Source organism: Roseburia sp. OM04-10BH, assembly GCF_003462605.1.
In the GTDB taxonomy this organism is placed as follows: Bacteria; Bacillota; Clostridia; order Lachnospirales; family Lachnospiraceae; genus Roseburia_C; species Roseburia_C amylophila.
This window is the reverse complement of record NZ_QTZI01000020.1, coordinates 1-23,639: the sequence shown is the minus strand read 5'-3', so window position 1 is coordinate 23,639 and position 23,639 is coordinate 1. Positions and strand designations below refer to the sequence as shown.

At 38.3% G+C, this 23,639-nt stretch carries 27 protein-coding genes and 4 pseudogenes; 25 read left to right on the top strand and 6 right to left on the bottom strand.

The window, feature by feature from the left end; translation table 11 throughout:
* Positions 1–1,030: 1,030 nt before the first annotated feature.
* From DXB43_RS14485 to DXB43_RS14400, 18 genes and pseudogenes are all read left to right on the top strand, one after another.
* A pseudogene (locus tag DXB43_RS14485) lies at positions 1,031–1,387 on the top strand (ParA family protein); the annotation flags it as partial.
* A 378-nt stretch (positions 1,388–1,765) separates the two neighbouring features.
* On the top strand, positions 1,766–3,472 hold the full coding sequence (locus DXB43_RS14480) for a methyl-accepting chemotaxis protein (RefSeq protein WP_117699365.1): 1,707 nt from the start codon (positions 1,766–1,768) through the stop codon (positions 3,470–3,472).
* A 136-nt stretch (positions 3,473–3,608) separates the two neighbouring features.
* The gene (locus DXB43_RS14475) at positions 3,609–3,944 is read left to right on the top strand and encodes a cysteine hydrolase family protein (protein WP_117842336.1); all 336 of its coding nucleotides are present in this window, start codon (positions 3,609–3,611) and stop codon (positions 3,942–3,944) included.
* A gap of 37 nt (positions 3,945–3,981) precedes the next feature.
* On the top strand, positions 3,982–4,716 hold the full coding sequence (locus DXB43_RS14470; RefSeq protein WP_117699019.1) for a MerR family transcriptional regulator: 735 nt from the start codon (positions 3,982–3,984) through the stop codon (positions 4,714–4,716).
* A 121-nt stretch (positions 4,717–4,837) separates the two neighbouring features.
* On the top strand, positions 4,838–5,122 hold the full coding sequence (locus DXB43_RS14465) for an ArsR/SmtB family transcription factor (protein ID WP_117699020.1): 285 nt from the start codon (positions 4,838–4,840) through the stop codon (positions 5,120–5,122).
* 210 nt (positions 5,123–5,332) lie between these two features.
* Positions 5,333–5,590, top strand: a complete 258-nt coding sequence (locus DXB43_RS15955) for a hypothetical protein (RefSeq protein WP_330408414.1) — start codon at positions 5,333–5,335, stop codon at positions 5,588–5,590.
* Positions 5,587–6,141 (top strand): DUF5714 domain-containing protein, encoded by a 555-nt coding sequence (locus DXB43_RS14455; protein WP_015526525.1) that lies wholly within the window; start codon positions 5,587–5,589, stop codon positions 6,139–6,141. Before DXB43_RS15955 ends, DXB43_RS14455 begins: the two co-directional genes overlap by 4 nt.
* Positions 6,134–6,538, top strand: a complete 405-nt coding sequence (locus tag DXB43_RS14450) for an arsenate reductase ArsC (protein ID WP_117699022.1) — start codon at positions 6,134–6,136, stop codon at positions 6,536–6,538. Before DXB43_RS14455 ends, DXB43_RS14450 begins: the two co-directional genes overlap by 8 nt.
* Before the next feature lie 176 nt (positions 6,539–6,714).
* Entirely contained in the window at positions 6,715–7,074 is a 360-nt protein-coding gene (locus DXB43_RS15555) for an SdpI family protein (RefSeq protein ID WP_242986247.1), read from the top strand.
* A 53-nt stretch (positions 7,075–7,127) separates the two neighbouring features.
* The gene (locus DXB43_RS15550; RefSeq protein WP_243006692.1) at positions 7,128–7,478 is read left to right on the top strand and encodes a PH domain-containing protein; all 351 of its coding nucleotides are present in this window, start codon (positions 7,128–7,130) and stop codon (positions 7,476–7,478) included.
* A gap of 322 nt (positions 7,479–7,800) precedes the next feature.
* Positions 7,801–7,926: pseudogene (locus DXB43_RS14435) on the top strand (choloylglycine hydrolase); the annotation flags it as partial.
* 38 nt (positions 7,927–7,964) lie between these two features.
* The gene (locus DXB43_RS14430; RefSeq protein ID WP_117842337.1) at positions 7,965–8,645 is read left to right on the top strand and encodes a GTP pyrophosphokinase; all 681 of its coding nucleotides are present in this window, start codon (positions 7,965–7,967) and stop codon (positions 8,643–8,645) included.
* A gap of 35 nt (positions 8,646–8,680) precedes the next feature.
* Complete coding sequence (gene cls, locus DXB43_RS14425) at positions 8,681–10,240, top strand: cardiolipin synthase (RefSeq protein ID WP_117842338.1); 1,560 nt, start codon at positions 8,681–8,683, stop codon at positions 10,238–10,240.
* Between the two features lie 198 nt (positions 10,241–10,438).
* Entirely contained in the window at positions 10,439–11,872 is a 1,434-nt protein-coding gene (locus DXB43_RS14420) for a phospholipase D family protein (protein ID WP_117947897.1), read from the top strand.
* Positions 11,851–12,561 carry a response regulator transcription factor gene (locus DXB43_RS14415; protein ID WP_044024695.1) on the top strand — a complete coding sequence of 237 codons (711 nt, stop codon included), beginning with the start codon at positions 11,851–11,853 and terminating at the stop codon, positions 12,559–12,561. The genes DXB43_RS14420 and DXB43_RS14415 overlap by 22 nt, the downstream gene beginning before the upstream one ends.
* The gene (locus DXB43_RS14410) at positions 12,561–13,604 is read left to right on the top strand and encodes a HAMP domain-containing sensor histidine kinase (protein WP_015559634.1); all 1,044 of its coding nucleotides are present in this window, start codon (positions 12,561–12,563) and stop codon (positions 13,602–13,604) included. The genes DXB43_RS14415 and DXB43_RS14410 overlap by 1 nt, the downstream gene beginning before the upstream one ends.
* Before the next feature lie 31 nt (positions 13,605–13,635).
* Positions 13,636–14,685 carry an FUSC family protein gene (locus tag DXB43_RS14405; RefSeq protein ID WP_117947896.1) on the top strand — a complete coding sequence of 350 codons (1,050 nt, stop codon included), beginning with the start codon at positions 13,636–13,638 and terminating at the stop codon, positions 14,683–14,685.
* Positions 14,670–14,753 (top strand): annotated as a pseudogene (locus DXB43_RS14400) (CDP-alcohol phosphatidyltransferase family protein); the annotation flags it as partial. The gene DXB43_RS14405 and the pseudogene DXB43_RS14400, both read left to right, overlap by 16 nt.
* A gap of 179 nt (positions 14,754–14,932) precedes the next feature.
* Here the strand turns inward: DXB43_RS14400 and DXB43_RS15670 are convergent.
* Entirely contained in the window at positions 14,933–15,067 is a 135-nt protein-coding gene (locus tag DXB43_RS15670; RefSeq protein WP_256385802.1) for a hypothetical protein, read from the bottom strand.
* A 160-nt stretch (positions 15,068–15,227) separates the two neighbouring features.
* Here DXB43_RS15670 and DXB43_RS14395 point away from each other — a divergent pair.
* The 3 genes and pseudogenes from DXB43_RS14395 to ftsH form a co-directional block, all read left to right on the top strand.
* A pseudogene (locus DXB43_RS14395) lies at positions 15,228–15,410 on the top strand (hypothetical protein); the annotation flags it as partial.
* A gap of 21 nt (positions 15,411–15,431) precedes the next feature.
* Entirely contained in the window at positions 15,432–16,421 is a 990-nt protein-coding gene (gene bsh, locus DXB43_RS14390) for a choloylglycine hydrolase (protein WP_117947895.1), read from the top strand.
* Positions 16,422–16,471: 50 nt separating this feature from the next.
* The gene (gene ftsH, locus DXB43_RS14385) at positions 16,472–18,286 is read left to right on the top strand and encodes an ATP-dependent zinc metalloprotease FtsH (protein ID WP_117947894.1); all 1,815 of its coding nucleotides are present in this window, start codon (positions 16,472–16,474) and stop codon (positions 18,284–18,286) included.
* Positions 18,287–18,430: 144 nt separating this feature from the next.
* Here ftsH and DXB43_RS14380 read toward each other — a convergent pair whose 3' ends face one another.
* The gene (locus DXB43_RS14380) at positions 18,431–19,057 is read right to left on the bottom strand and encodes a transposase (RefSeq protein WP_158564741.1); all 627 of its coding nucleotides are present in this window, start codon (positions 19,055–19,057) and stop codon (positions 18,431–18,433) included.
* A 243-nt stretch (positions 19,058–19,300) separates the two neighbouring features.
* On the opposite strand from DXB43_RS14380, the gene DXB43_RS14375 reads away from it, so the two are divergent.
* Positions 19,301–20,701, top strand: coding sequence for a methyl-accepting chemotaxis protein (locus DXB43_RS14375; RefSeq protein ID WP_242988790.1), 1,401 nt, complete (start codon positions 19,301–19,303; stop codon positions 20,699–20,701).
* Between the two features lie 103 nt (positions 20,702–20,804).
* Here DXB43_RS14375 and DXB43_RS14370 read toward each other — a convergent pair whose 3' ends face one another.
* From DXB43_RS14370 to DXB43_RS14360, 3 genes are all read right to left on the bottom strand, one after another.
* Positions 20,805–21,068 carry a hypothetical protein gene (locus tag DXB43_RS14370; RefSeq protein ID WP_117947892.1) on the bottom strand — a complete coding sequence of 88 codons (264 nt, stop codon included), beginning with the start codon at positions 21,066–21,068 and terminating at the stop codon, positions 20,805–20,807.
* The gene (locus DXB43_RS14365) at positions 21,061–21,342 is read right to left on the bottom strand and encodes a helix-turn-helix transcriptional regulator (protein ID WP_117699037.1); all 282 of its coding nucleotides are present in this window, start codon (positions 21,340–21,342) and stop codon (positions 21,061–21,063) included. Before DXB43_RS14365 ends, DXB43_RS14370 begins: the two co-directional genes overlap by 8 nt.
* A gap of 83 nt (positions 21,343–21,425) precedes the next feature.
* A complete protein-coding gene (locus tag DXB43_RS14360) occupies positions 21,426–21,866 on the bottom strand; it encodes a S24 family peptidase (protein WP_242986250.1) in 441 nt (146 codons plus the stop codon).
* A gap of 108 nt (positions 21,867–21,974) precedes the next feature.
* On the opposite strand from DXB43_RS14360, the gene DXB43_RS15185 reads away from it, so the two are divergent.
* From DXB43_RS15185 to DXB43_RS14345, 3 genes are all read left to right on the top strand, one after another.
* Complete coding sequence (locus DXB43_RS15185) at positions 21,975–22,136, top strand: hypothetical protein (protein WP_156454684.1); 162 nt, start codon at positions 21,975–21,977, stop codon at positions 22,134–22,136.
* Positions 22,137–22,335: 199 nt separating this feature from the next.
* On the top strand, positions 22,336–22,530 hold the full coding sequence (locus DXB43_RS14350) for a hypothetical protein (RefSeq protein WP_117691176.1): 195 nt from the start codon (positions 22,336–22,338) through the stop codon (positions 22,528–22,530).
* Positions 22,531–22,631: 101 nt separating this feature from the next.
* Positions 22,632–22,970, top strand: coding sequence for a hypothetical protein (locus tag DXB43_RS14345; RefSeq protein WP_117842344.1), 339 nt, complete (start codon positions 22,632–22,634; stop codon positions 22,968–22,970).
* A gap of 168 nt (positions 22,971–23,138) precedes the next feature.
* Here DXB43_RS14345 and DXB43_RS14340 read toward each other — a convergent pair.
* Positions 23,139–23,639 (bottom strand): tyrosine-type recombinase/integrase (locus tag DXB43_RS14340; RefSeq protein ID WP_147343698.1); only part of this gene is annotated, 501 nt, incomplete at its 5' end.

Here is a 23,639-nt window from a genome sequence, read left to right as displayed (position 1 = left end):
AGGATATAAAGAACCGGACAAAAAGATATTCTTCACTGGTAACGGAATTGAGTTCATAAATAAGCAGTTAATTTAGCAACAACTTGTTGCAGATTCTAAAGTTATCTTGCATAATTAAAATATAAAAGATGTATATAAGGTCGGAACAGAGACCTTAAACCTGTTCCAGTGGTCGGGATGGAGACCGAAAACCTATTCCCATTGCGGAATAAACTGCAAATACAGTGATCGCGTTGCAGAAACCTGTGAGGCCTGCGACCGGGGGAGAACCTGCGGGGACTCCTCTTTTTTATATTATGGAGATGGTGTATATGCAGAAGATGCTTGATTTTATAACATAGAAGAGAGTACGTGTAATGCGGAGTAAATAATGGTCAAAAAACAATCGACATCTGACTTCACACACGTTATGATATAGATAATCTAATAAGAAAACAGTGTTATCATTACCGCATATTCAGTGAGAATGGTAGCCATAAATATGAATTCGCAGGAACGGAATGGTTGAACCCTCAGGGTGACAGTGTCACTCATTTGTCAGCGAGAGGTGCTTAACTTGGATGATTTTCAGTTTTCTTATTTTGACATGGATTTACAGGAAAGTCAGTAAAATCAAGTTGTTGCTTGACTTATGTTGACCAAGAAAAACATAGATTTTCTGTAGTGACTTGAACTCCTAAGCGCTAGTTGTGGGTTCAATTCCCGCCGGGAACATCGATTTTTTGCAACAATGATCGTAAAAATTCATTGTTGCATTTTTTATTTTATGGTGCTTGCGAGCACCGAAAAAATATAAAAATGAGTAATTGGAGCACCGAAAAGACAAAACGGGCACCGAGAACTAAATCTATCCAAGCACCCAATGGAGATAACTAAAGTGTAGGATAAGATTTAGGTTGTCAATGAATGTAAAAATGTTTTTCTTGCTTGAAGAAAACAGGCCTGACGAAGCATCGCTCAGATTAGATTAAAAATTCTAGTCTGGGCGATTTTTTTCGTTCAGGGAAAAGGAGGAAGTGTCATTGACAGAACACTGATGATGAACATTGTGAATGATGAAAAACTGAATATAGAAAAGACAATCTTACACCATAAAGAAGGCGTAGACCTTATCCCAGCCAACATTGAATTATCAGCAATAGAGGTGTCTTTGGTAAATGCCATGAGCAGGGAACTGATTCTGAGATCTATGGTAGACAGGCTGAGAGAATTTTATGATTACATCATAATTGATTGTATGCTTTCACTTGGAATGATGACAATTAACGCATTGGCATGTGCAGATTCTGTACTGATACCGGTGCAGGCAGCATATCTTCCGGTCAAAGGCTTACAGCAGCTGATCAAGACAATAGGAAGAGTAGAGCTTCTGCATCATCCGGAACTTCGGGGAAGTATAAATATAGAAGAACGATATTGTGTGGAGTAAGAAATCTATGCAGTATCGTTTTTTCGTTTCTTGTGAAAAAATTTGTAGTTATTTGTAAGAATTTGTCGAGAAGTACCATGTATATAATGTAGGGAGGTTTTAACATGACCAAAGACGAAGAAATCAGAATGATAAATGAAAAACTGGATTTTTATGTAATGAGAGGTCGGAGTACATGAAAGAACTGTTACATGAACTGCAAAGTCAAGTTTCAGTCCTGCAAAATCTCTGGCAACCCATTTCGTACAGTTGAATAATGAAAGGGGATGTGCTACTATTGTATAGAGATGTTGATCACGGCAGCTTATTTAACGGATAAACTAGGGGGAGCTTTATATGGCCACACAAAAGCAACAAGGTATTAAAAAGCAACTGACGAAAGGATTTGTGAAAGTAGCAATAATCGGTGCGATTGCGGCAGTTATTGGAATCGTAGTACTACTGATCGCAGCGATACAGTATGAAAAGGCATTGAGCCGATACGGATTTACACAGGGAGATATCGGTAAAGCGGTCGCGGCATTTTCGGAGAGCCGGAGCGCATTACGTGCAGTAGTAGGCTATGATGACAAAGCAGTGATAGACAAGCAGATCGAACTGCATGACCAGAAAAAGGAAGCGTTTGAGGCTTACATAGATGAATTGAACCGCTCAATCAAATTCACCGAAGGCAGGGATGCCTATAATAAAATATTGCAGGAACTGGACGGGTACTGGGAATTGGATGCACAGGTATTGGAACTGGCTACTTCCGATGACGAGGACGGATATCTGAAGGCGCAGGATCTGGATATCGGAGAGCTGACCGCACAGTACGAACGGATATACGCGGAGTTTGTAGACTTGATGAATCTGTGCGTCGAAAAAGGAGATCAGGCGGAGGTAGATCTGCGTCATATGGAGCGTTTTATGCTGATCGCGATTCTGGTTATCGTAGTGACCTCTTTCTGGAGTTCTGTGGTATTAGGCAAGAAAATGGCAGGAAATATCGAAGAACCGATGATAGCGCTGGCAGATCGACTTCAGACTTTTGCACAGGGAGATCTGAATAGTGCATTCCCGGACAGAAACACGGAAGATGAGATATCCTATATGATACAGGTCGCAAAAGGCATGGCTGCTGACCTGAATCTGATCATTACGGATGCAGGAGAATTGTTGGGACAGATGGCGGAGGGTAATTATGCCATCGGTACTAAGATCGAAGAGAAATATGTAGGACAGTTTGTGGCACTGAAAGATGCCATGCGTAAGATGAACCGACAGATGAACAGTACCTTACAGCAGGTAGAAGAGGCCGCTAAGCAGGTATCTGCCGGATCGGAGAATCTTGCACAATCTGCCCAGGCGTTGGCAGAAGGAGCAACAGAGCAGGCAGGATCTGTGGAAGAACTGACGGCAACCATTACGAATATCACAGATGCCGTGTCACGTACAGCCGGCGAACTGCAGAGGACGACGGAAAAGGCTGAGAATTATGCACAGCAGGCGGATGCAGGGCATACGCAGATGAGGTCATTGATGGAGGAAATGGAGCGAATCAATGAAACATCTAAAAAGATACAGAATATTATTGCTGACATTGAAGATATTGCGAGTCAGACGAACCTGTTGTCTCTGAATGCGGCAATTGAGGCGGCCAGAGCAGGAGAAGCCGGACGGGGATTTGCAGTGGTGGCAGAACAGATCCGTAAACTGGCCGAACAGAGTGCACAGTCGGCAGTAGATACCAGAAGCCTGATCGAGGGATCGCTGCAGGAGATCGAGAATGGCAACCAGGCAGTGGAGGTAGCAGCGGAATCTCTGGAGCAGATCGTTACGGGAGTCAAGGAGATTGCGACAGATGCAAAACGATTGAGTGAAGAGTCTGCTGCGCAGGCACAGGCGATGCAACAGGCAGAACTTGGTGTGAATCAGATATCGGAAGTAGTGCAGTCGAACTCTGCGGGAGCAGAGGAATCGTCTGCTACCAGTGAGGAATTATCCGCACAGGCATATACATTAAACGATCTGGTAGGAAAGTTTACACTACGTCGGGATTAATTGCTAATTAAAAAATGAAATAAATACCGGTCTTAATAATTCGTAAATAGTGGAGAATTAAGATCGGTATTTTTTATAACATAAAACTTTCATTATAACTGAAAGTTTCATTTCCGCATTATCTATTAGAATTGTAATGGTAGATATAGGAGGTTATATAAAAAATGTAATGAAGAAGAATCTGATAAATAAGTTTGCACCATTTCATGCATATGAAGGAACAGAAGATATTGATTTTGCTAAAGAATTGCATATAGTATCTGATAATATATTCATAAAATATAAAGGTAATGCATTTACTAATTCTGGACTTGATATATTGCTGAAAAAACACAATATTGAATATGTTGAAGTTGTGGGTGTAGATGGTGGGGCTTGCGTTGCACTGACAGCATTAGGTGCTATAAAAAATGGATATAAAGTAATCGTGAATGAAGCTGCAATCGGAACTATTGACTCCTACGCAACGTAATAGTTTACGATATGTTTATCGAGAGGAGGAAATGACAATGATGACAGTGAATGAGGTAAGTAAATTAACAGGAGTGAGTATACGCACTCTGCAGTATTATGATACCATTGGTCTCTTAAAACCTATTGAATATACAGAGTCAGGTTATAGGTTGTATGACGATACATCCTTGGAAAGGCTGCAACAAATTTTACTGTTTAAAGAATTGGAATTTCCGCTTAAGGAGATTAAAAAGATAATTGATGCCCCTAACTTTGACAGGAATAAAGCATTAGAGCAGCAGATTGAATTGCTTACTATGAAAAAAGAGCATCTTGAAAATCTTATTAGTTTCGCTCGAGGAATAAAAGGAATAGGAGTGAAATATATGGATTTTAAAGTATTTGATACAACAAAGATTGATGAGTATTCTAAACGAGCAAAAGAACAATGGGGACAAACCTCTGAGTATAAGGAGTTTGAAGAGAAAACAAAGAACTGGACGAAAGACGATGAAGCTACTGTTGCAAATGAGTTTATGCAATTATTTGTTGAATTCGGACAAATGAAAGAAATGGACCCAGAAGATGAACAGGTGCAGTTGCAGGTAAGGAAACTTCAGGATTACATTACAGATCATTTTTATACATGTTCTGATAAGATTTTATGCGGTCTTGGAAGAATGTATGCCGGTGGAGGAGAACTTACGGAAAATATTGATGATGTTGGAGGAGTTGGCACAGCAGAGTTTGCAAGTAATGCTATTGATATATTTTATATGAGTAGAAGGTAACTTCCTGTTTTTAAAGCTGTACATGAAAATGTATGGCTTTATTTTATAAAAACACATTGATAATTATCTATGTATATGTTAATCTAGACATATAGATAAATATCAATGCGAGGTAAATGAAATGGAACTAACAAATGTTGCATTAATCTGCAAGGCACTTGGAGATTCAAACAGATTAGAAATAGTGCAAATGTTGTCAGATGGCGAAAAATGTGGATGCAGGCTCTTGGAAAAATTTGAAATTACACAGCCAACCCTGTCTCATCATATGAAGATACTGGTGGAATGTGGATTGGTGAATGATCGCAAAGAAGGTAAATGGCATCATTACTCTTTGAATTGTGATACTTTATTAGAATTCAAGAATTTTATTGGCAGTTTGACATGTGGGTTATTCTATGCATGATCATCGATGTATCCATAGGACATTTTTTCCCGATGATACCCAATATATTAAATGAGTTTGAATATGCAGGGATATCTATTCCTATGGCTGTATTAATCTGGATTATGATTTATCCAATGATGATTACTATTGACATTAGTGCTGATATTTATGTTTCAGTCGGAAGTTATTCTGAAAAATCCTATACACATAATACTGATTGCAATACCTTTGATAATTCAGACATTTTTGATCTTTGGAATCGCATACGTAGCGTGTTATCTGTTAAAACTGCCACACAATATTGCAACACCTGCAGGAATGATAGGAGCATCTGATTTCTTTGAACTTGCGGTGGCAGTGGCGATTGCATTGTTTGGAACAACAAGTGAGGCTGCACTTGCTACTACTGTGGGTGTCTTAACAGAAGTTCCGGTAATGCTTATGCTTGTAAGAATTGCAAATAAGACGAAAGGAAGGTTTCTATGACAGTAAGAGAAAAAGCAGAACTGATTGTAAAAGATATAAAGAAAGAACAGGGAACAAATCCGGTTGTTATTTTTAAGCAGATTGCAGAGAAGGAATATATCAGCATTCATGGACCGGAACACCATATATTAGATGGTGCAAGTTTGCTAGTAGCCTACAAAAACGCAGGTGGAGAGATAGACTTAGAACAGGCATTGGACAGGCTGATGTCAGAAGGACTTCGGATGCCGGGAGCAATGTGCGGTTTATGGGGAATATGCGGAGCAATTACATCCATTGGCGCTGCACTTGCAATCATCGACGGAACAGGTCCGCTTTCAACAGATGGAACATGGGGAAATCATATGCAGTTTACCTCGAAAGCAATCGGAGAATTAGGAGCCATAAACGGACCAAGGTGCTGCAAGAGAGATGCAATGATAGCATTTAAGAATGGTATTGATTATGTGAATGCTCATTATGGAGTAACATTGCAATACGAACAAATGCAATGTGGATTCACAGATTTTAATGAGCAGTGTATAAAGGAGAGGTGTCCATTTCATGAGTAATGTAAAAGTGGCATTTATTTGTGTCCATAATTCCTGCCGAAGTCAGATTGCTGAGGCTTTTGGAAGACATCTGGCATCAGATGTGTTTCAAAGTTATTCGGCGGGTACAGAAACAAAACCACAGATTAACCAAGATGCTGTCCGTATTATGAAGGAATTATATAATATAGATATGGAAGCAGATGGACAGTTCAGTAAGCTGGTTAGTGATATTCCAAATCCGGATATTGCAATATCAATGGGGTGTAATGTGGGATGTCCATTTATAGGAAGACCGTTTGATGATAACTGGGGACTTGAAGATCCAACAGGAAAAAGTGATGAGGAATTTAAGATAGTCATTGAAAAAATCAGAAAAGATATTTTGAAATTAAAAAATGGATTGGATAAGAGGTAGACAGCATCAGATTCAAGTTTGCAGAACTAATAGAGAAGTAACATATAAAACAATAAATATGGTCAAAAAATCATCGACATCCAATCTACAGCACGTTATAATATAGCTAATCTAATAAGAAAATTATAACATTACTCTATAATGGTATTGCAAGACTGGTCAATATGGGAGCAGATATGGAAAATCTGTTTATGGCAGTAATTTACTATAGAACTGGACTGCTGTTTATGGTTATTGGAAATTATTTGCCAAAAGTGAAACAGAATAATACCATAGGAATAAGAGTTGTATGGTCTTTAATGGATGAAGAAAACTGGAATGCAACACATAGATTCAGCGGCAAATTATGGATGGCATCAGGTATTTTATGTATGATTTGTGGACTTTTTGGGGAAAGCATGGCTGCACTGGTTGTGTATATTATAAGTATTATGGCAGCTGCAATCATTAGCATTCTCTACTCCTACCTTTTTTATAAGAAAAAGCTGGCAACCGGAGAAGGCTTAAAAATTCAGTATAATACAAAAAAAGTGTGATATATCTGATCATCGCAATTTCCGTTATTGTGTTTACTATATGGACTTTGTTTTTGGGAAGCATTCAGATTCGTTGTAATGATCGTGATTTTAACATTGAAGCAAAAGGATGGAATGATTATACAGGGGAGTATTCGCAAATTGACAGCATTTCTTATGAAGAAAATGTATTGCAGAACGATAAAGATTACAGAACTAATGGTTTTGGAAACCTGAAGTATGCTATGGGAAACTTCAAAAACGATATCTTCGGAGATTATATCCGCTACACTCATGCCTCCTGCCATTCATATGTTGTCGTGAACATAGATGGAAAAATATTAGTTGTAAATGGGGAAAATGACGCAGAGACAAGGGAAATCTATCAGAGAATAAGTGAGAAGGTGTCAAAGGAAAGAAAATAGTTGTCGGAAACGCTGAGAAGAAATTATTCTCATCGTATCTTATCTCCTTATCGTTCAATCAATTATTTGCTACAAAAATCAGAAGCATTTCAATCAGTTCACCATGTCACTTTTATTTTGTGTTATACTGTTTTATATAATTTTTTTGGTCTCCGCTGCCGCTTCGGTCGGCACAGAGCAGAGGTCCACCGGACCTCTTGTGCCCTTGTATTTTCCCTTATCAGAGTTCGTAAACACTGGTGGGACGATATAACACAAGGGAAACAATAAGGGAAAGCTCACCTGCGACAAATCCAGTGTTTTCAATGGTTTGCGGAGAATTTATTATAATACTTATGAAAACCATCAGATCAGTGCAGTAGATATGCATGTAGAAAATCTGGATAGTGATAAAATGATTTGTTATCCAGTAATTCAAGGAGAAAGAATCAACTATCAAAATAAATAATGTTTTGAAATCAGGGATGAGGTAGAAAGGAAAGTTCCATGACAAAAGATGAAGTAAAAAAACTTAGGATGGCCAGTTCGGAATCACTACAGTTTTTAAATAATGCTACAAAATTTTATAATTTAATGATGATGTATCGTTGTGCTATTCGGGAGATACAAACTAAACTTGAGGTTTTGGATGATGAATTTTCAGTTGAGAACAATCGAAATCCTATTTCTTTTATAAAAACAAGAATTAAGAAGCCCAATAGTATTTACGATAAACTGCAGAAGATGGGATATGAATTTACAACAGAAAATATACAGACATATCTCAATGATGTAGCAGGCGTTCGAATAGTTTGTGCGTTTATTGACGATATTTATATGATATCAGATTTGATTACCCAACAGGATGATATTAAAGTTATTGAAATAAAAGATTATATAAAAAATCCAAAATCGAATGGTTATCGAAGCTATCATATGATTGTTGAAATACCAGTATTTTTTGCTAAGGGTAAAACACCTATGCGTGTAGAATTACAGATTCGAACCAATGGTATGGATTTCTGGGCAACATTGGAACATCAACTTCGCTATAAAAAAGGAATTGAAGAAATGCCTGGCTATGATGAGATAAGTGAAGAATTACTTCATTCTGCAAGAGCTATCATTGAAGCAGATAATGAAATGCAGAGAATAAAAGACAAAATTGGTATGTTTCACGAAATTTAGGGAGAAAACTGAGCAAGTAGGAAGGTGGAATATATATGAAACAAGATACTTTAGAAGGCAAAGCAAAAACAAAAAATGGGGTAAAACGGCTGTGTTTTTCCATAATCTGCATTCTTCTGGAAGTGATTTTTATTATTACTATCGTAACACGCTTGAATGAATATGCAGAAATCATAAATTTATTTACAAAGATTTTGGGTGGGATCTTGGTTTTGGGATTGTACGCATCAAATAAGACATCCTCTATGAAAATGCCTTGGGTCATCTTAATTCTAATTTTCCCAATTATGGGTGTAGGCCTGTATTTGTTGATTGGTTTGAATGGTGGCACACATAAAATGCGTGAGCGATATGCAGAAATTGATAGCAAATTGTTACCAATGCTTCCGGACAGTCAGGAGTGTTTGAGCAGAATAAAAGAAACAATTCCGAAAGCAGGAAATATAGCAAGTTACATACAAAGAAATTCGCAGTATCCAATCTATCAGAATACGGATATTGTGTATTTTGATGAAGCAGTGAAAGGATTAGAGGCACAGCTTAAGGATTTGGAGAAAGCACAGAAGTTTATCTTTATGGAATATCATGCGATAGAAGACGCTGAAGCATGGCATAAGATTCAAGATGTTCTGGAAGAGCGAGTAAAAGCAGGTGTGGAAGTTAGAGTATTCTACGATGATATGGGTTCTATAGGCTTTATTAACACAGATTTTGTGAAAAAGATGGAGGCAATAGGAATTCATTGCCGTGTATTCAATCCGTTTATGCCAGGTTTAAATCTGTTTTTGAACAATCGTGATCATAGAAAAATAACAGTTATTGATGGAAAAGTCGGATTTACAGGTGGATATAATCTAGCAAACGAATATTTTAATTACACACACCCGTATGGACAGTGGAAAGATACAGGTATTCGTTTAGAAGGAGATGCTGTTCAGTCGCTTACGGTGACATTTTTGGAAATGTGGAATGCAGTAAGTGATAAGGATGCTAATGATTCTGATTTTAGTAAATACCTTTTCCAATATGATTATGCGGCACAGCAAACTGGGTTTGTTCAACCTTATGCAGACAGCCCTATGGATAATGAGCAAGTAGGAGAAGAAGTTTATATCAGTATGATAAATAAAGCTGAAAAATATTGTTGGTTTATGACTCCATATCTAATCATAACAGATGAAATGACGCATGCGTTATGTCTGGCTGCTAAGCGAGGGGTAGACGTAAGAATTATCACACCTGGTATCCCTGATAAAAAATTCATTTATAATATAACTCGTTCTTTTTATCATGGATTAGTTAAACATGGTGTTCGTGTTTATGAGTGGACTCCTGGTTTCTGTCATGCAAAAATGAGTGTGGCAGATGACTGTATGGCAACTTGTGGAACAATTAATCTGGATTATCGAAGTTTATATCACCATTTTGAAAACGGCTGTTTTATGGTAGATTGTCAGGCAGTTGTGGAAATAAAAAATGATCTGATAAGAACGATGGGAGAATGTCGTGATGTGACAGACCAATATCAAACCGGACGAAGTGCATATTTGCGACTGGGACAATTATTTATGAGATTATTTGCTGGATTGCTATAAGAATCTGATGAAACGACCTTTCAAAAAACAGTTGATTTAGAAGTTAACTGTTTTTGAAAGGCCGTTTTTGCTATATCTAACAGTCTGTTGTACAAAGAAAATTTTGCATGGATGAAAAAAACAAACCTTGTTGAGGTTAAATTGAGATTGACTTTGTATTGTATAAGTATGAAATAAAAAGGAATCAGGTGATGTACAATGAAAAAGCATAAAATATGTAAAATCCTTCTTGTTATACTGGCAATTTTTTTATGTGTGGCTTTTTATGAATTGATCGGAATCTGCATTGCATATAAAAAGCAGCCGGAAGTGTCCAATACAACCAAAAAAGAAACAAAAAATGGTTCGTGGAACGAATGCAGTGAAAATACGGAACGTGCAGTGATCATAGAAAAGAATCCAGAAGCGCTTTTACAAAGAGTGCGTTTGATCCAGAATGCAAAAGAGGAAATTATTCTTTCTACTTTTGCATTTAAATCCGATGAAAGTGGAAAATTAATCTTAGGAGCACTGCATGATGCGGCAGACAGAGGTGTGCATATTCGTCTGTTAGTAGATGGAATGGAGAGCTGGATTGATATGGAAGGAAATCCGTATTTCTATGGATTATCTTCTCATGAGAATGTTGAAATTAAACTGTATAATAAAGCCAACCCGTTGAAACCATGGAAAATGATGGGTAGAATGCATGATAAATATTTGATTGCAGATGGTAAGACATATATTCTTGGCGGAAGAAATACATACAATTATTTCCTGGGTGATTTTCCGGGACATAAGAACTATGATAGAGACGTGTTAGTGGTTTGCGATGAACCTGAGAAAGAAAATTCAGTTAACCAGTTGTCAGAGTATTTTGAAACCATATGGAATCAGGAAGACAGTGGTTATTTTCATGACAATAAAAAACTGGCAAATAGAAAATCTGTAAAGAACGCAGTTTTAGAGCTGCAGAACGGCTATCAGAAATATTTTGAAGAGAATAAGGAAAGAATCTGCGATACCGATTACACGGACGAAACTTTTGAGACAGAAAAGATTACATTAGTGTCAAATCCTATTCACACAGGTTCCAAAGAACCAGTAGTGTGGTATCAGTTGGGAGAATTGATGAAAAATGCAAAAAATCGTGTGAAGATTCACACTCCATATATTATCTGCAATGATATGATGTATAATACATGGGAGGAGATTGCAGAGAACGTTTCAGATTTTTCTATCATGACAAATTCAGTTGCGAATAATGGGAATCCATTTGGGGCTGCTGATTATGCGAGAAACAGAAACAGAATTTTAAATACAGGAATTGATATCTGGGAGTATGAAGGCGGCTATTCATACCACGGAAAAAGTATTCTGATTGACGATGATCTGTCTGTAATCGGTTCCTTTAATATGGACATGAGAAGTACATATCTGGATACGGAACTGATGCTTGTAATACGCAGTAAAGATATTAATAAACAGTTGGAAGAGGGCATGATGGAATATGAAAAAGTGTCCCGCCAGATATTAGAAGGCGGAACTTATAATGATCCATATCATGTAGAGCCAATCGAATTAACAAAGAAACGTCAGAGAAAAATATTTTTAGTACAGCATCTGCTTGGATGGGCAAGGTATCTGTTTTAATAAGGAGGAAGGAAAACGTGTTTCAAATATTGATTGTAGAAGATGATAAAGAATTAAGCCAGCTATTCCAAAAAGTGCTTGAGAAGAATGGATATCAGGTCAAAAGTGCATCGGATGGAGCACTGGCATTAGAAATATTGGATAAGGAATATATTGATTTGATCATTTCCGATATTATGATGCCGGTTATGGATGGTTATGAACTGGTGTCGGAACTCCGTTCAGCAGGATATCAGATACCGGTACTTATGATCACTGCGAAAGGTTCCTTTGATGATATGCGCCAGGGATTTCTTTCGGGAAGTGACGATTATATGGTAAAACCGGTAAATGTGAATGAAATGGTTTTAAGAGTCGGAGCACTGCTTCGCCGTGCACAGATACTGAATGAACACAAAATTGTGATCGGTTCAACAGAGTTTGATTATGATGCAATGACGGTTACAACGGATAAGGAAAGTCTTGTTTTGCCTAAAAAAGAATTCCTGCTTTTATATAAGCTTGCAGCTTCGCCAGGCAGAACATTTACAAAACAACAGTTGATGGATGAAGTATGGGGATACGAGACGGAGGCAGACCCACATACGATAGAGGTACATATAGGAAGAATCAGAGAGCGTTTTAAAGATAACCCTGATTTTGAAATCGTAACAATGCGTGGAATTGGATACAAGGTGGTGAAAAAATAATGGAACAAAAGAAAGAAAAAGGATTGCGGATCCGATCCTGTCTGACTGGTGCAATCTGGCTGGCACTTGTATTTTCAACAGTCATATCTGCTTTATTATTTGCTTTTTTGAATCATTTTTTTAATCTGCCGGGCAGCATACCTGTGCTTGGCTGGCTTTTGATTTTCAATACATTGATTGCAGGGCTGATCACTTCTTTTATCAATGCAAAGTTACTGGAACCAATTACCAGACTTAGTAAAGCAATGAAGGAAGTTTCTCGGGGAGATTTTGAACAGCATTTGGAAACGAACAGCCGTATAGCAGAAGTTGGAGAATCTTATCAAAGTTTTAACGTTATGACAAAAGAACTTCGTGCAACAGAGGTGCTGCAGATGGATTTTGTATCTAATGTTTCTCATGAGTTTAAGACCCCGATTAATGCCATTGAAGGATATACAATGCTGCTTCAGGGAGAAGAACTGTCTCCGGATCAAGAGGAATATGTAGAAAAAATCTTATTTAACACCCAAAGACTTTCCGGATTGGTTGGTAATATTTTGCTGTTATCCAAGTTAGAGAATCAGAATATACCAATGAAAAAAACAGAATATCGTCTGGATGAACAGATCCGCCAGGCATTTCTTTCATTGGAAACAAAATGGACAGAAAAAGAAATTGGTTTTCAGGTAGAATTGGAGGAAGTTAAATATACTGGGAATGAAGGACTTTTTATGCATATCTGGATAAATCTTTTGGATAATGCGATTAAGTTCAGCCCTTCAAAGGGGACAATTACGATGTTTCTGAAACAAGAACAGGATTCTGTTAAGTTCATTCTGGAAGATGAAGGACCAGGAATAGAGGATGATGTAAAATCCAGAATATTTGACAAGTTCTATCAGGTAGATGGATCTCATAAAGCAGAAGGAAATGGCCTAGGTCTTGCACTTGTAAAACGGATTGTAGATAGTGCCGGAGGAACAATCAAAGCAGAAAACCGTGAATATGGTGGATGCAGATTTGTTGTAGAGCTTCCAATACAGAAAGATGAGGCCATATAAGTTTAAGAAAAACAGATAGAGGAGGAATTACATGACATTTTATCAGGAGTTGCAGTTAAATCAGGCAGGTTCTAAAAACCTGTTGAAAAAGAGTGAAACACGAAAAGAAAAATTATATCATATGTGGGTATATCTGGTGAAGATAGCTGTTACAATGGCATTTTGTTTTTTCTTTGTTAGTATTTTCAGCATCCTATTTGGAAATGAGAACAGCATTGTAGGTGTAGTAGTCTTATTATGCCTTATGGTATTTCGGAATGCGGATCTGGGGATCCACACCGGACAATCTACGATGCTTTTGGCTTTGTTCTTTGTAATTATGACTGTATGTCCGCATTTAGCAAATCAGTTTTCACCGGTATTGGGAATGCTGTTAAATATTGCGGCACTGGCTGTGTTGATTCTGTTCGGATGCCATAATCCATTCATGTTTAATCAATCTACATTGGTTCTTGGGTATCTGCTGCTATATGGTTATGATGTTACGGGAAAAAGCTATCAGATGCGATTAGTCGGAATGGCTTTAGGTGCAGCACTTACCTGCTTCGTATTTTATCGAAATCATAAAAACAGAACTTATAAAAGAAATCTGAAAGATCTGATACAAGAATTTGATATCACTTCTTCCAGAACAAAATGGCAGATATGTCAGATTTTATGCGTACCGATTGTCCTTTGCATTGCAGAACTTTGTAATATGCCACGTGCAATGTGGGCTGGTATTGCGGCCATGTCCGCGATTTTGCCATTTATGGAAGATATGCACTACAGAGTCCGTAAAAGGATTGTCGGAAATATTGCGGGTGTTATATGTTTTACAATATTATATTTTCTGCTTCCTTCGTCAATCTATGCATATATAGGAATTCTTGGTGGAATCGGTGTAGGATTTTCAGCACAATATGGCTGGCAGGCAGTATTTAATACCTTTGGCGCTCTCGCAATTGCTGCGGAAAGTTATGGATTAAAAGGAGCAGTTAGTCTTAGAGTGATTCAAAATGTTTTTGGTGTTGTGTTTGCTTTAGCATTTTGTGTTATATTTTATTGGTTTATGTCTAAAAAAAAGGAAAGTGCGCTATAATGATGGTCATATTGGTCGCTCTGTATATTATCCAGAATACCAGAACTCTTAAGGGAGAGACTGTATAAGCAATTTTATATTGCAATGACTAGAAAAATATTTAGGAGAAGATAGATATAAACAGTAAGTCAAACACACAAACTATGGAGTCTTTAGTCGGTTTAATAAAATTTTAGATAGAAAATAAATCATTCAATGTCATTTAGATAAGGTTTTTTATGACAAAAAGACAGATTGCTTATCTGCCTTATAATAAAGAAAGTTTGCGGTTCCTGGTAAAATCACTTTCCGGATTATGGCAGAACATGGAGTGAATTTCATCAAGTTTTGTGATGCAGTTGTCGAGTGTGGATTTTAAATTAGATAAGAAAAAATCAGCCATAATGAGCCTCCTTGAAATATGTTTATAATCAAGGCTTACGCAACATATATTGGCTTACTTGTCAACTGTTTTTTGTAATATTTTTAAAGTTTTTAGGCATAAAAACAGTGGCTTTCTATGACAGAAAACCACTGAAATGATGCTTAACTGAATGGCATTGCTTTATCACCACTTTGAAAATGGTTGTTTTATGGCGGATAGTCAGACAGTTTTGGATATAAGAGATGATCTGGGAGCAACAATGAATGAATGCAGGGAAGTGACCGAAAAGTACCGCACAGGACGGAGTGCATATTTACGGCTCGGACAGTTGTTTATGAGATTGTTTGCAGGACTATTATAGCAGAAAGAAGAGGGGTTCGATATGTGTACAGCAGCAACTTACAAAACAAAAGATTTTTATATGGGCAGAACGCTTGATTATGAATTTTCCTATGGGGAACAGATTACGATAACGCCAAGAAATTACGAATTTGATTTCCGGTTTGCCGGGAAGATAAAAAGCCATTATGCTTTGATCGGAATGGCATTTGTTGCAGGAGGTTATCCGCTTTATTATGATGCTGTTAATGAAAAAGGCCTTGGAATGGCAGGTCTTAATTTTGTTGGCAATGCGGCATATGAAGAGGCTTTGCCGGGAGATGAAACAGAAGTCAGTCAGGTGGCACAGTTCGAGTTCATCCCATGGATCCTTGTACAGTGTGCTACTGTAGAAGAGGTGAGAGAGAAGCTGGCAGCAATGAGACTGACAGGCACAGCATTCAGCGAACAGCTGCCGACAGCACAGCTTCACTGGATTATTGCAGACAAAGACTCCTGTATCGTTGTTGAGTCTATGAAGGATGGGCTGCATGTATATGATAATCCGGTAGGAGTGCTTACCAATAATCCACCATTCCCCGGTCAGATGTTTGCACTGAATAATTATGCCGGTGTATCCAGAAAACAGCCGGAGAGTACTTTTGCAGAAGTATTACAGCTTGATGCATATAGCAGAGGAATGGGTGGAATGGGAATACCTGGAGATCTTTCCAGCCAGTCAAGATTTGTGAAAGTTGCCTTTACAAAATTAAATTCGATCTCCGGTGAAGAAGAGGATGAGAGTGTAAGCCAGTTCTTCCATATCTTAGGATCCGTAGATCAGCAACGTGGATGCTGTGAGGTGACAGAAGGCAAATATGAGATCACGATATACACGTCCTGTTGTAATACAGCAAAAGGTATTTATTATTATACGACTTATGATAATCATCAGATCACAGCGGTTGACATGCATGCCGAAAATCTGGATTCAGATCAGCTGATCTGTTATCCGCTTCTGTCCAAGGGCGAAGTCAGATGGCAGAATAAATAATACGAAAATGCACGGAGAAAGCATAACGCAGAACAACAGGAGGAAAGACCATGAAAGAAGTTAAAACACCGAAAAAACCACTGGCATATTATTATGGGATTGTGTTAATAGTGCTGATCGTATTTAATCTGGTTGTCACACCAATCCTTATGGAGCATCAGGTAAAGGAAACGGATTATGGAACTTTTATGAGCATGATCGAGAAGAAGAATATCGGTGAAGTAGAAGTTAAGGACAATCAGATCATCTTTACAGATAAAGATCAAAAAAATATTTATAAAACAGGTCTGATGAACGATCCGAACCTGACGGACAGGCTATATGAATGTGGAGCAGTATTCGCAAAAGATATCGATAAGCAGATGTCACCGATCATCAGCTTCCTGCTGACCGGGTTTTTGCCATTGATCCTTTTTATCGCACTGGGAAATTATATGGCGAAGAAACTGATGGAGCATGCCGGAGGAAAAAATTCGATGGCTTTTGGAATGGGAAAAAGCAATGCGAAGATTTATGTGCAATCCAGTGAGGGAATCCGTTTTTCAGATGTTGCAGGAGAAGATGAGGCGAAAGAAAACCTTTCAGAGATCGTTGATTATCTTCACAATCCGAAGAAGTATACCGATGTAGGTGCGTCTATGCCAAAAGGTGTCCTTCTTGTAGGACCTCCGGGAACCGGCAAAACAATGCTTGCAAAAGCAGTTGCAGGTGAATCAAATGTACCATTTTTCTCAATGTCCGGATCAGAATTTGTTGAGATGTTTGTCGGTATGGGAGCTTCCAAAGTTCGAGATCTTTTCGGACAGGCAAAGGAAAAGGCACCATGTATCGTGTTTATTGATGAAATTGATGCCATTGGTAAAAAGCGTGACGGACAAATGGGCGGAAATGATGAGAGGGAGCAGACCTTAAACCAGCTTCTTACAGAGATGGACGGATTTGAAGGAAATAATGGTGTCATCATTCTTGCTGCAACGAACCGTCCGGAGTCGTTAGATCCGGCACTTACACGTCCGGGACGTTTTGACAGGCGTGTGCCGGTTGAACTGCCGGATCTTGCAGGCCGTGAAGCAATTTTAAAGGTTCATGCAAAGAAGATAAAAGCATCTGATGATGTTGACCTGCATACGATTGCACGTATGGCATCCGGTGCATCCGGTGCGGAGCTTGCCAATATTATAAATGAAGCAGCATTACGTGCTGTCCGTAGTGGAAGGACCGTTGTAAATGAATCTGATCTCGAAGAAAGTATAGAAGTGGTTATTGCAGGATATCAGAAGAAGAATGCGGTTCTTTCAGATCAGGAGAAGAAGGTTGTTGCATATCATGAGATAGGACACGCTCTGGTAGCTGCATTGCAGAGTCATTCAGCACCGGTTCAGAAGATTACGATCATCCCGCGTACCTCAGGTGCACTCGGCTACACTATGCAGGTTGAGCAGGGTGATAAATATCTGATGACGAAAAAAGAACTTGAGAATAAGATTGCTACATTTACAGGCGGACGTGCGGCAGAGGAGATCGTATTTGGTGAGATCACGACCGGAGCCTCCAATGATATCGAACAGGCAACAAAAATTGCAAGAGCGATGATCACCCGCTACGGCATGACAGATGAATTCGACATGGTGGCAATGGAAAACGTGACCAACCAGTATCTTGGCGGCGATACGTCTCTTTCCTGTTCTGCAGATACCCAGAAGGAAATTGATGAAAAAGTTGTGCAGCTCGTAAAAGCAGAGCATGAAAAAGCAAGAAAAATCCTTGCTGAAAACAGGGAAAAACTGGACGAACTGGCTATGTACCTGTATGAGAAGGAAACAATTACAGGTGACGAATTTATGAATATTTTAGACAGAAAATAATGTAGTTAATTAGATAACCAATTCCACCCAAATATGATAAACAATTTTGGAATGAATTGTATTCATTTTTATAGAAACATTCTAACGAAGAGTATATTCTCATAGGAGATTTTAATACTATCAATAATAGAAACATGGAAGAGTTTAGAAAGATATTATATAATGCATATGATATTTGGTATCAAAAAGGAAACAGAGAACCTTTATCATGTATGCAGAGCCTTTTATCTCATCTGCTTTAGCTTTAGCTGCTTTCACAATAGCAAGTTCAGGATCATCCTTTTTAGGACGACCCTTACCACATGGATTATCTTTTTTGATCTGCTTATATTCGCTGTAGGCATCATGCCAGATATCTTTTCTGACTTCATCGTGAGCTGTCATAGCCCACTCGATTACGTAAAAGGAATCAACACAACGGGCGCAGTCAGGAGTGTATTCATTTACACACTCGGTGATCCATTTGGCACCATCACCTGTAACAACCTTGATGCTGGATAGCTGCTCTGGAGTAAGCTGTTTATAAAACTTTTCAAGAACGGATTTGCCATGGCCTTCCGATGCCCATACCACTGTGTTGGTATCGTGATTAACGATTACTGCAATGTACTTGTGACCCTTTTTGTAACTGGTTTCGTCAATGCCGATATTAACCAGACCATCAAGTCTTCTTGAGCGCTCCGGTTCTAAATCGTGAAGAGCACGATTGACACAGCGACCTACAGTTTCCCAGCCCCCTCCAAGTGGTTGGTCTGCTGGAATGTTTGTCATAAGCAGGACATGATTTGTGACAGAAAGGGCAGTCATTCTCATGCCATTTATTAGGTCTGGCTTTGATACGGATGTGTTTCACGCCATCCTCATCAGAGTAAAGATTAAAATTTTCTATCAATAGAATAAAGCATTGACAAAATTTTGTGGGGTGGGGTAGAATGATGCTAGAAAATTCCAAAACATAACGCATTGGTGCCTTTCGCAGAAAGAAGAAAAATAAACATGAAAAAGAGAAAGAACTTGGGAAAAAAGTTAGTAACAATGTTAGTGTCTGTAGGCTTTTTTGCAGTTTTGATTACAGTCTTGAATTTAATGGCATTACAAGCTATTCGAGGAAAGAATAATGTGCTTATAGAACAGTTTGAACAATATGAAGAAGCAGTGGAAAATAATGATACCGCGGTTTTTGAAACAGCAAAAGGAGAAGTGGCAGAAGCCATCAGACATATCAACTACAGAATAAATGGAAGCATCATTTTTGATCTTGCACTTGTGGTAGCTGATATTATTGTAATCGTACTTCTTTCGATTGTTATTAATAAGTCCATTGTTCGTCCAGCAAAAAGAGCAAAGAATGATTTGGATGATATCATTTTAGGTATAGAATCAGGACAGGGTAATCTTACGTTAAGAGTATTTGATGAAACCAGTGATGAAATTGGTCAGCTTGCAAATGGTGTCAACCATTTTATTGAAACATTACAAAATCTTATGGTAAAGATTCAGAGTGTATCAAAAGATATGAAAAAATCTTCCTATCTTGTACAAAATGAGGCGGAATCTTCAAATATGAGTGCATCCAATGTGAGTGCAACATCGGAAGAACTTGCAGCATCCATGGAAGAGGTATCTGCTTCTCTATATGATTTAGCCCAAGGATGTAATAATCTGCTAAAGAAAATGGAAGGCATGAATGAGGATGCTAAGAACTCTGCAATGAAGATGCATGAAGTGAAGCTTACTGCAGAAAATAGCTATAAAGAAGCGATTGCATCAAAAGAAAAAACAGTAGAAACATTTGATGGCATTCAAAAGGATGTCGCAGAGGCAGTAGAAGCATCTAAGTCTGTAAATGAAATTGCAAAACTTACAGAAAATATCTTAAATATCGCAGCACAGACAAATCTTCTAGCACTTAATGCATCGATTGAAGCAGCAAGAGCAGGGGAAGCAGGCAGGGGCTTTGCCGTTGTTGCAGATGAAATCAGACAGCTTGCAGATAGTTCACGTGAGACAGCAAACAATATTCAGGAAATCAGTGGAAAAGTTATTGAGGCAGTAAACAATCTGTCTGGAAATGCAACGGAAATGATTCGTTTTGTAGATGAAAAGGTAGCACTTGATTATGACAACTTTGTAAAAATTATTGGAAATTATGATGCTGATTCTGATCAGGCAAGTAATACATTTAACGAGTTTGCAGTTAAGTCAAAAGATAGCTTAGGTACAATGAATGATATGAATGAAGGTATCAATAACATTTCTATAGCGATTGAAGAATCTGCAAAAGGTGTTACAAACGTAGCACAAGAGATATCACAACTTGTAACAGCAATTTCAGCAATTACAGTGCAGGCGGACGAAAATAAGAACCTTTCGGAAGATTTATCGGATGAAGTAGCAAAATTTGAAAAAGTTTAACTAACAGATTTTTATTATGAGAAGAACTGTATTAGGTAAATAACCCGCACTAACTAAAAATGAATGCTAGAATAAGCACAAAGGCATAGCCCCATTACGGGTTCTATGCCTTTGCGTTTTCCGGAAGATTGTCATTAACTGCATCAAATTCAAGATTCTGTTCCCGGCACCATTCGACAGCATTCGACAGAGCTTCACCGGCGCGGCAGGTCCAGAGAATGAGTTTGTTGCCATTGCGTTTCCATTCCTGGAGATATTCGATCAGTGCCTGGTTTGGCTGACCAAGCTCCGGCCATTTGCTGTAGCAGAGAGTGCCATCAAAATTAACAGCGATTGTCTGGAAATCTAACATTTTTTTATTATTCATTCAGATCATCTCCTTTAGAGGGAGTCTGCTGAACACCAAGATGATAGCAGAATAGGCTTGTTACCGGTTTGTGAAAAAAATCTGCAATTCTCATGGCGTATAGCAGAGAAGGAATATGCTGTTTTGACTCGATATTGGCAATAGTTTTCAGGCTGATGCCGGTTGCTGATGCAAGTTCTTTCTGGGTAATGCCAAGATCTGCCCTCGCTTCAACAAGTCTGCAGGTAATTGTGTCTGTCATGGTGTTTATGTCTATATCCATATCAGTATTCATATATATGCACCTCCAAATTCAGAATTGTTCAGGTCTGTTCCGCTATAATAATCCTACAGTTTTAAGTGTTCCAAAAAAAGGACTTATGAAAGAACACGGCCGAATATTTTGAAGGAACTGTTCTCTGTAACCGGAATCGGATCATATTTTTTATTCAGTGATATGAGGTAGGTTCCGAGTCTGTTATTCTGAAATTTATTCACATATGCGTTTCCATCAAGATAGAAGATACCTATTTCGCCATCATCAAGGCATGCTGTCTGTTCAATCCAGATGAGATCCTTATTATGGTATTTAGGTTCCATACTGTCACCATCTACATATACGCCAAATGTGGCAGCCTCCGGAATGTCAGGAGAGGAGAATATCTCATATTCGTCACTATCAAGAAAAGAGCCGGTACCAGCGGAAACGGTATTGTAAAATACTTTTCTTTCCCTGATCACATGGATAGGAATGATCTCTGCCGGTTTATAGTTGCCGGTGCTTTCCAGATCGCTGATATATTCAAGCACTTTGTTCATTCCATTTTCATTCAGGTTCCGGAATGGATTAAGAGGACTCTGGCCAACAAACTCTGTATAGATATCGTATATTTCAAGAATTTCACATAAGGCGAGAAACTGTCTGGCATGCATGGAATACCGGCAATCGGCATCAGGGTAGCTGATCCAAACAATCTGGATGACGGTGTGGAAATGGATGTGCTGATCGGAAAGAGAATTGATCTGGATATGCTTCATTATGTGCCGGAGCTTGCAGACAACTGGCAGGCACAGCAGATGATAAGATAGGTGACAAAGTCGGGCAGATTGTGATCATGCCGGTTCTGATACCAGATTTTACCTTTGAATCATGGGAAGAACGTGGAACCGGGGCATTTGGATCGACAGGAGGATAAGGATGATTAAATTGTTGATGTGCATAGAGATAGGTATGTGCTATACTGTGTAAAAAGATATGTACAAATTTGAAGTTTATGGAGGAATAAAGATGGATTGTTTAAGATGTAAAGAGGAAATGATTAAAGCAAAATTAAAAGGAGATGCAGTAGGTACGGTTGTTTATTTAACTAATAAGAAAAACGGTATCTTTGAGAATGAAAAGAATAGTACTGTTTCATGTTATGTATGTCCAAAATGTGGATATGTTGAATTGAATGCAGATAATGCGAAAAAATTGATTTGATAATTTCCACTTGAAACTTTCAGTAATACTGAGAAAATTAAAGAAAGTACAAAGCTCGCGAAGCTTTGAATTTACAGAACTACAAAGAAAGGATACATATTATGGAAGGAAGATTAATAGCATTTGTTATTTGGGTAATAATCGGCGTATTATTTATTGTAATGGGCATTTATGATTTTAATTCCAAGAAAGCAAAACCTTTCGGTTTTTGGGCAAATGCCGAGGTAGCGCCCATAGAAGATTTGAAAGGCTATAATCGTGCTTTGGGCATATTGTGGTGCGTGTATGGTATTTTGTTTACGTTAATTGGATTGCCTTTATTAGATGGGCAGAATTCGGGTTTGATTATTATACCTATATTGGGTGCAATGCTTATTAGTATTGCGGCTATGGTAGCGTATGTAGTAGGTATTGAACCCAAATACCGCAAAAAGAAATAAATGGAAACTTCCAGTTTGATGGAGTAATAAATTCTAGTTTGCCGAAATATATTTCTAACTTTCCCTATTTTACAGGCTTTCCAGCCTGTGCATTAGCGAAACGATATGTATTTTCCCTTATTTTTGCCCTTATGAGATAATCGTAAGGGAAATAAGGGAAAGTTTTATTTAGTCATTGCCTGCCACTTTATCAAGTAACCTTGCAGATTCCCGCTTGGCTTTTCTTGTAGAGTGTGCATAGACATTCATGGTGGTACTGACATCTGAGTGCCCTAACAGTTCCTGCACATCCTTTGGTGCTGCTCCATTTGCCAGAAGGTTGCTTGTGTAGGTGTGTCGCAACTGGTGAAAATGAAATCCTTCAAATCCATCCAGTTTCTGAGCAATCTTCCTGCAAACAATTCCTAACGTGCTTGGCAGTTCCAAACTTCCATTCGGTCTTAAGCAGACAAAGGATATTTCCTTATAATCTTCTGGAACATTCTCTGTTCCGTCCAGATGATAGAACTCATAGTAAACTCTGTTTTTGTCTTTTACTTCTCTGTAGTAGTTTTTATGGTAAAGTTCTCCGTACTGCATTCGGTTTTTAAGTTGTTCCTTTCGGGCATTGCGAAGAATCTCTGCCAGTGTATCTCCAAAATCAACAATCCTTACCTTTTTTCGTTTGGT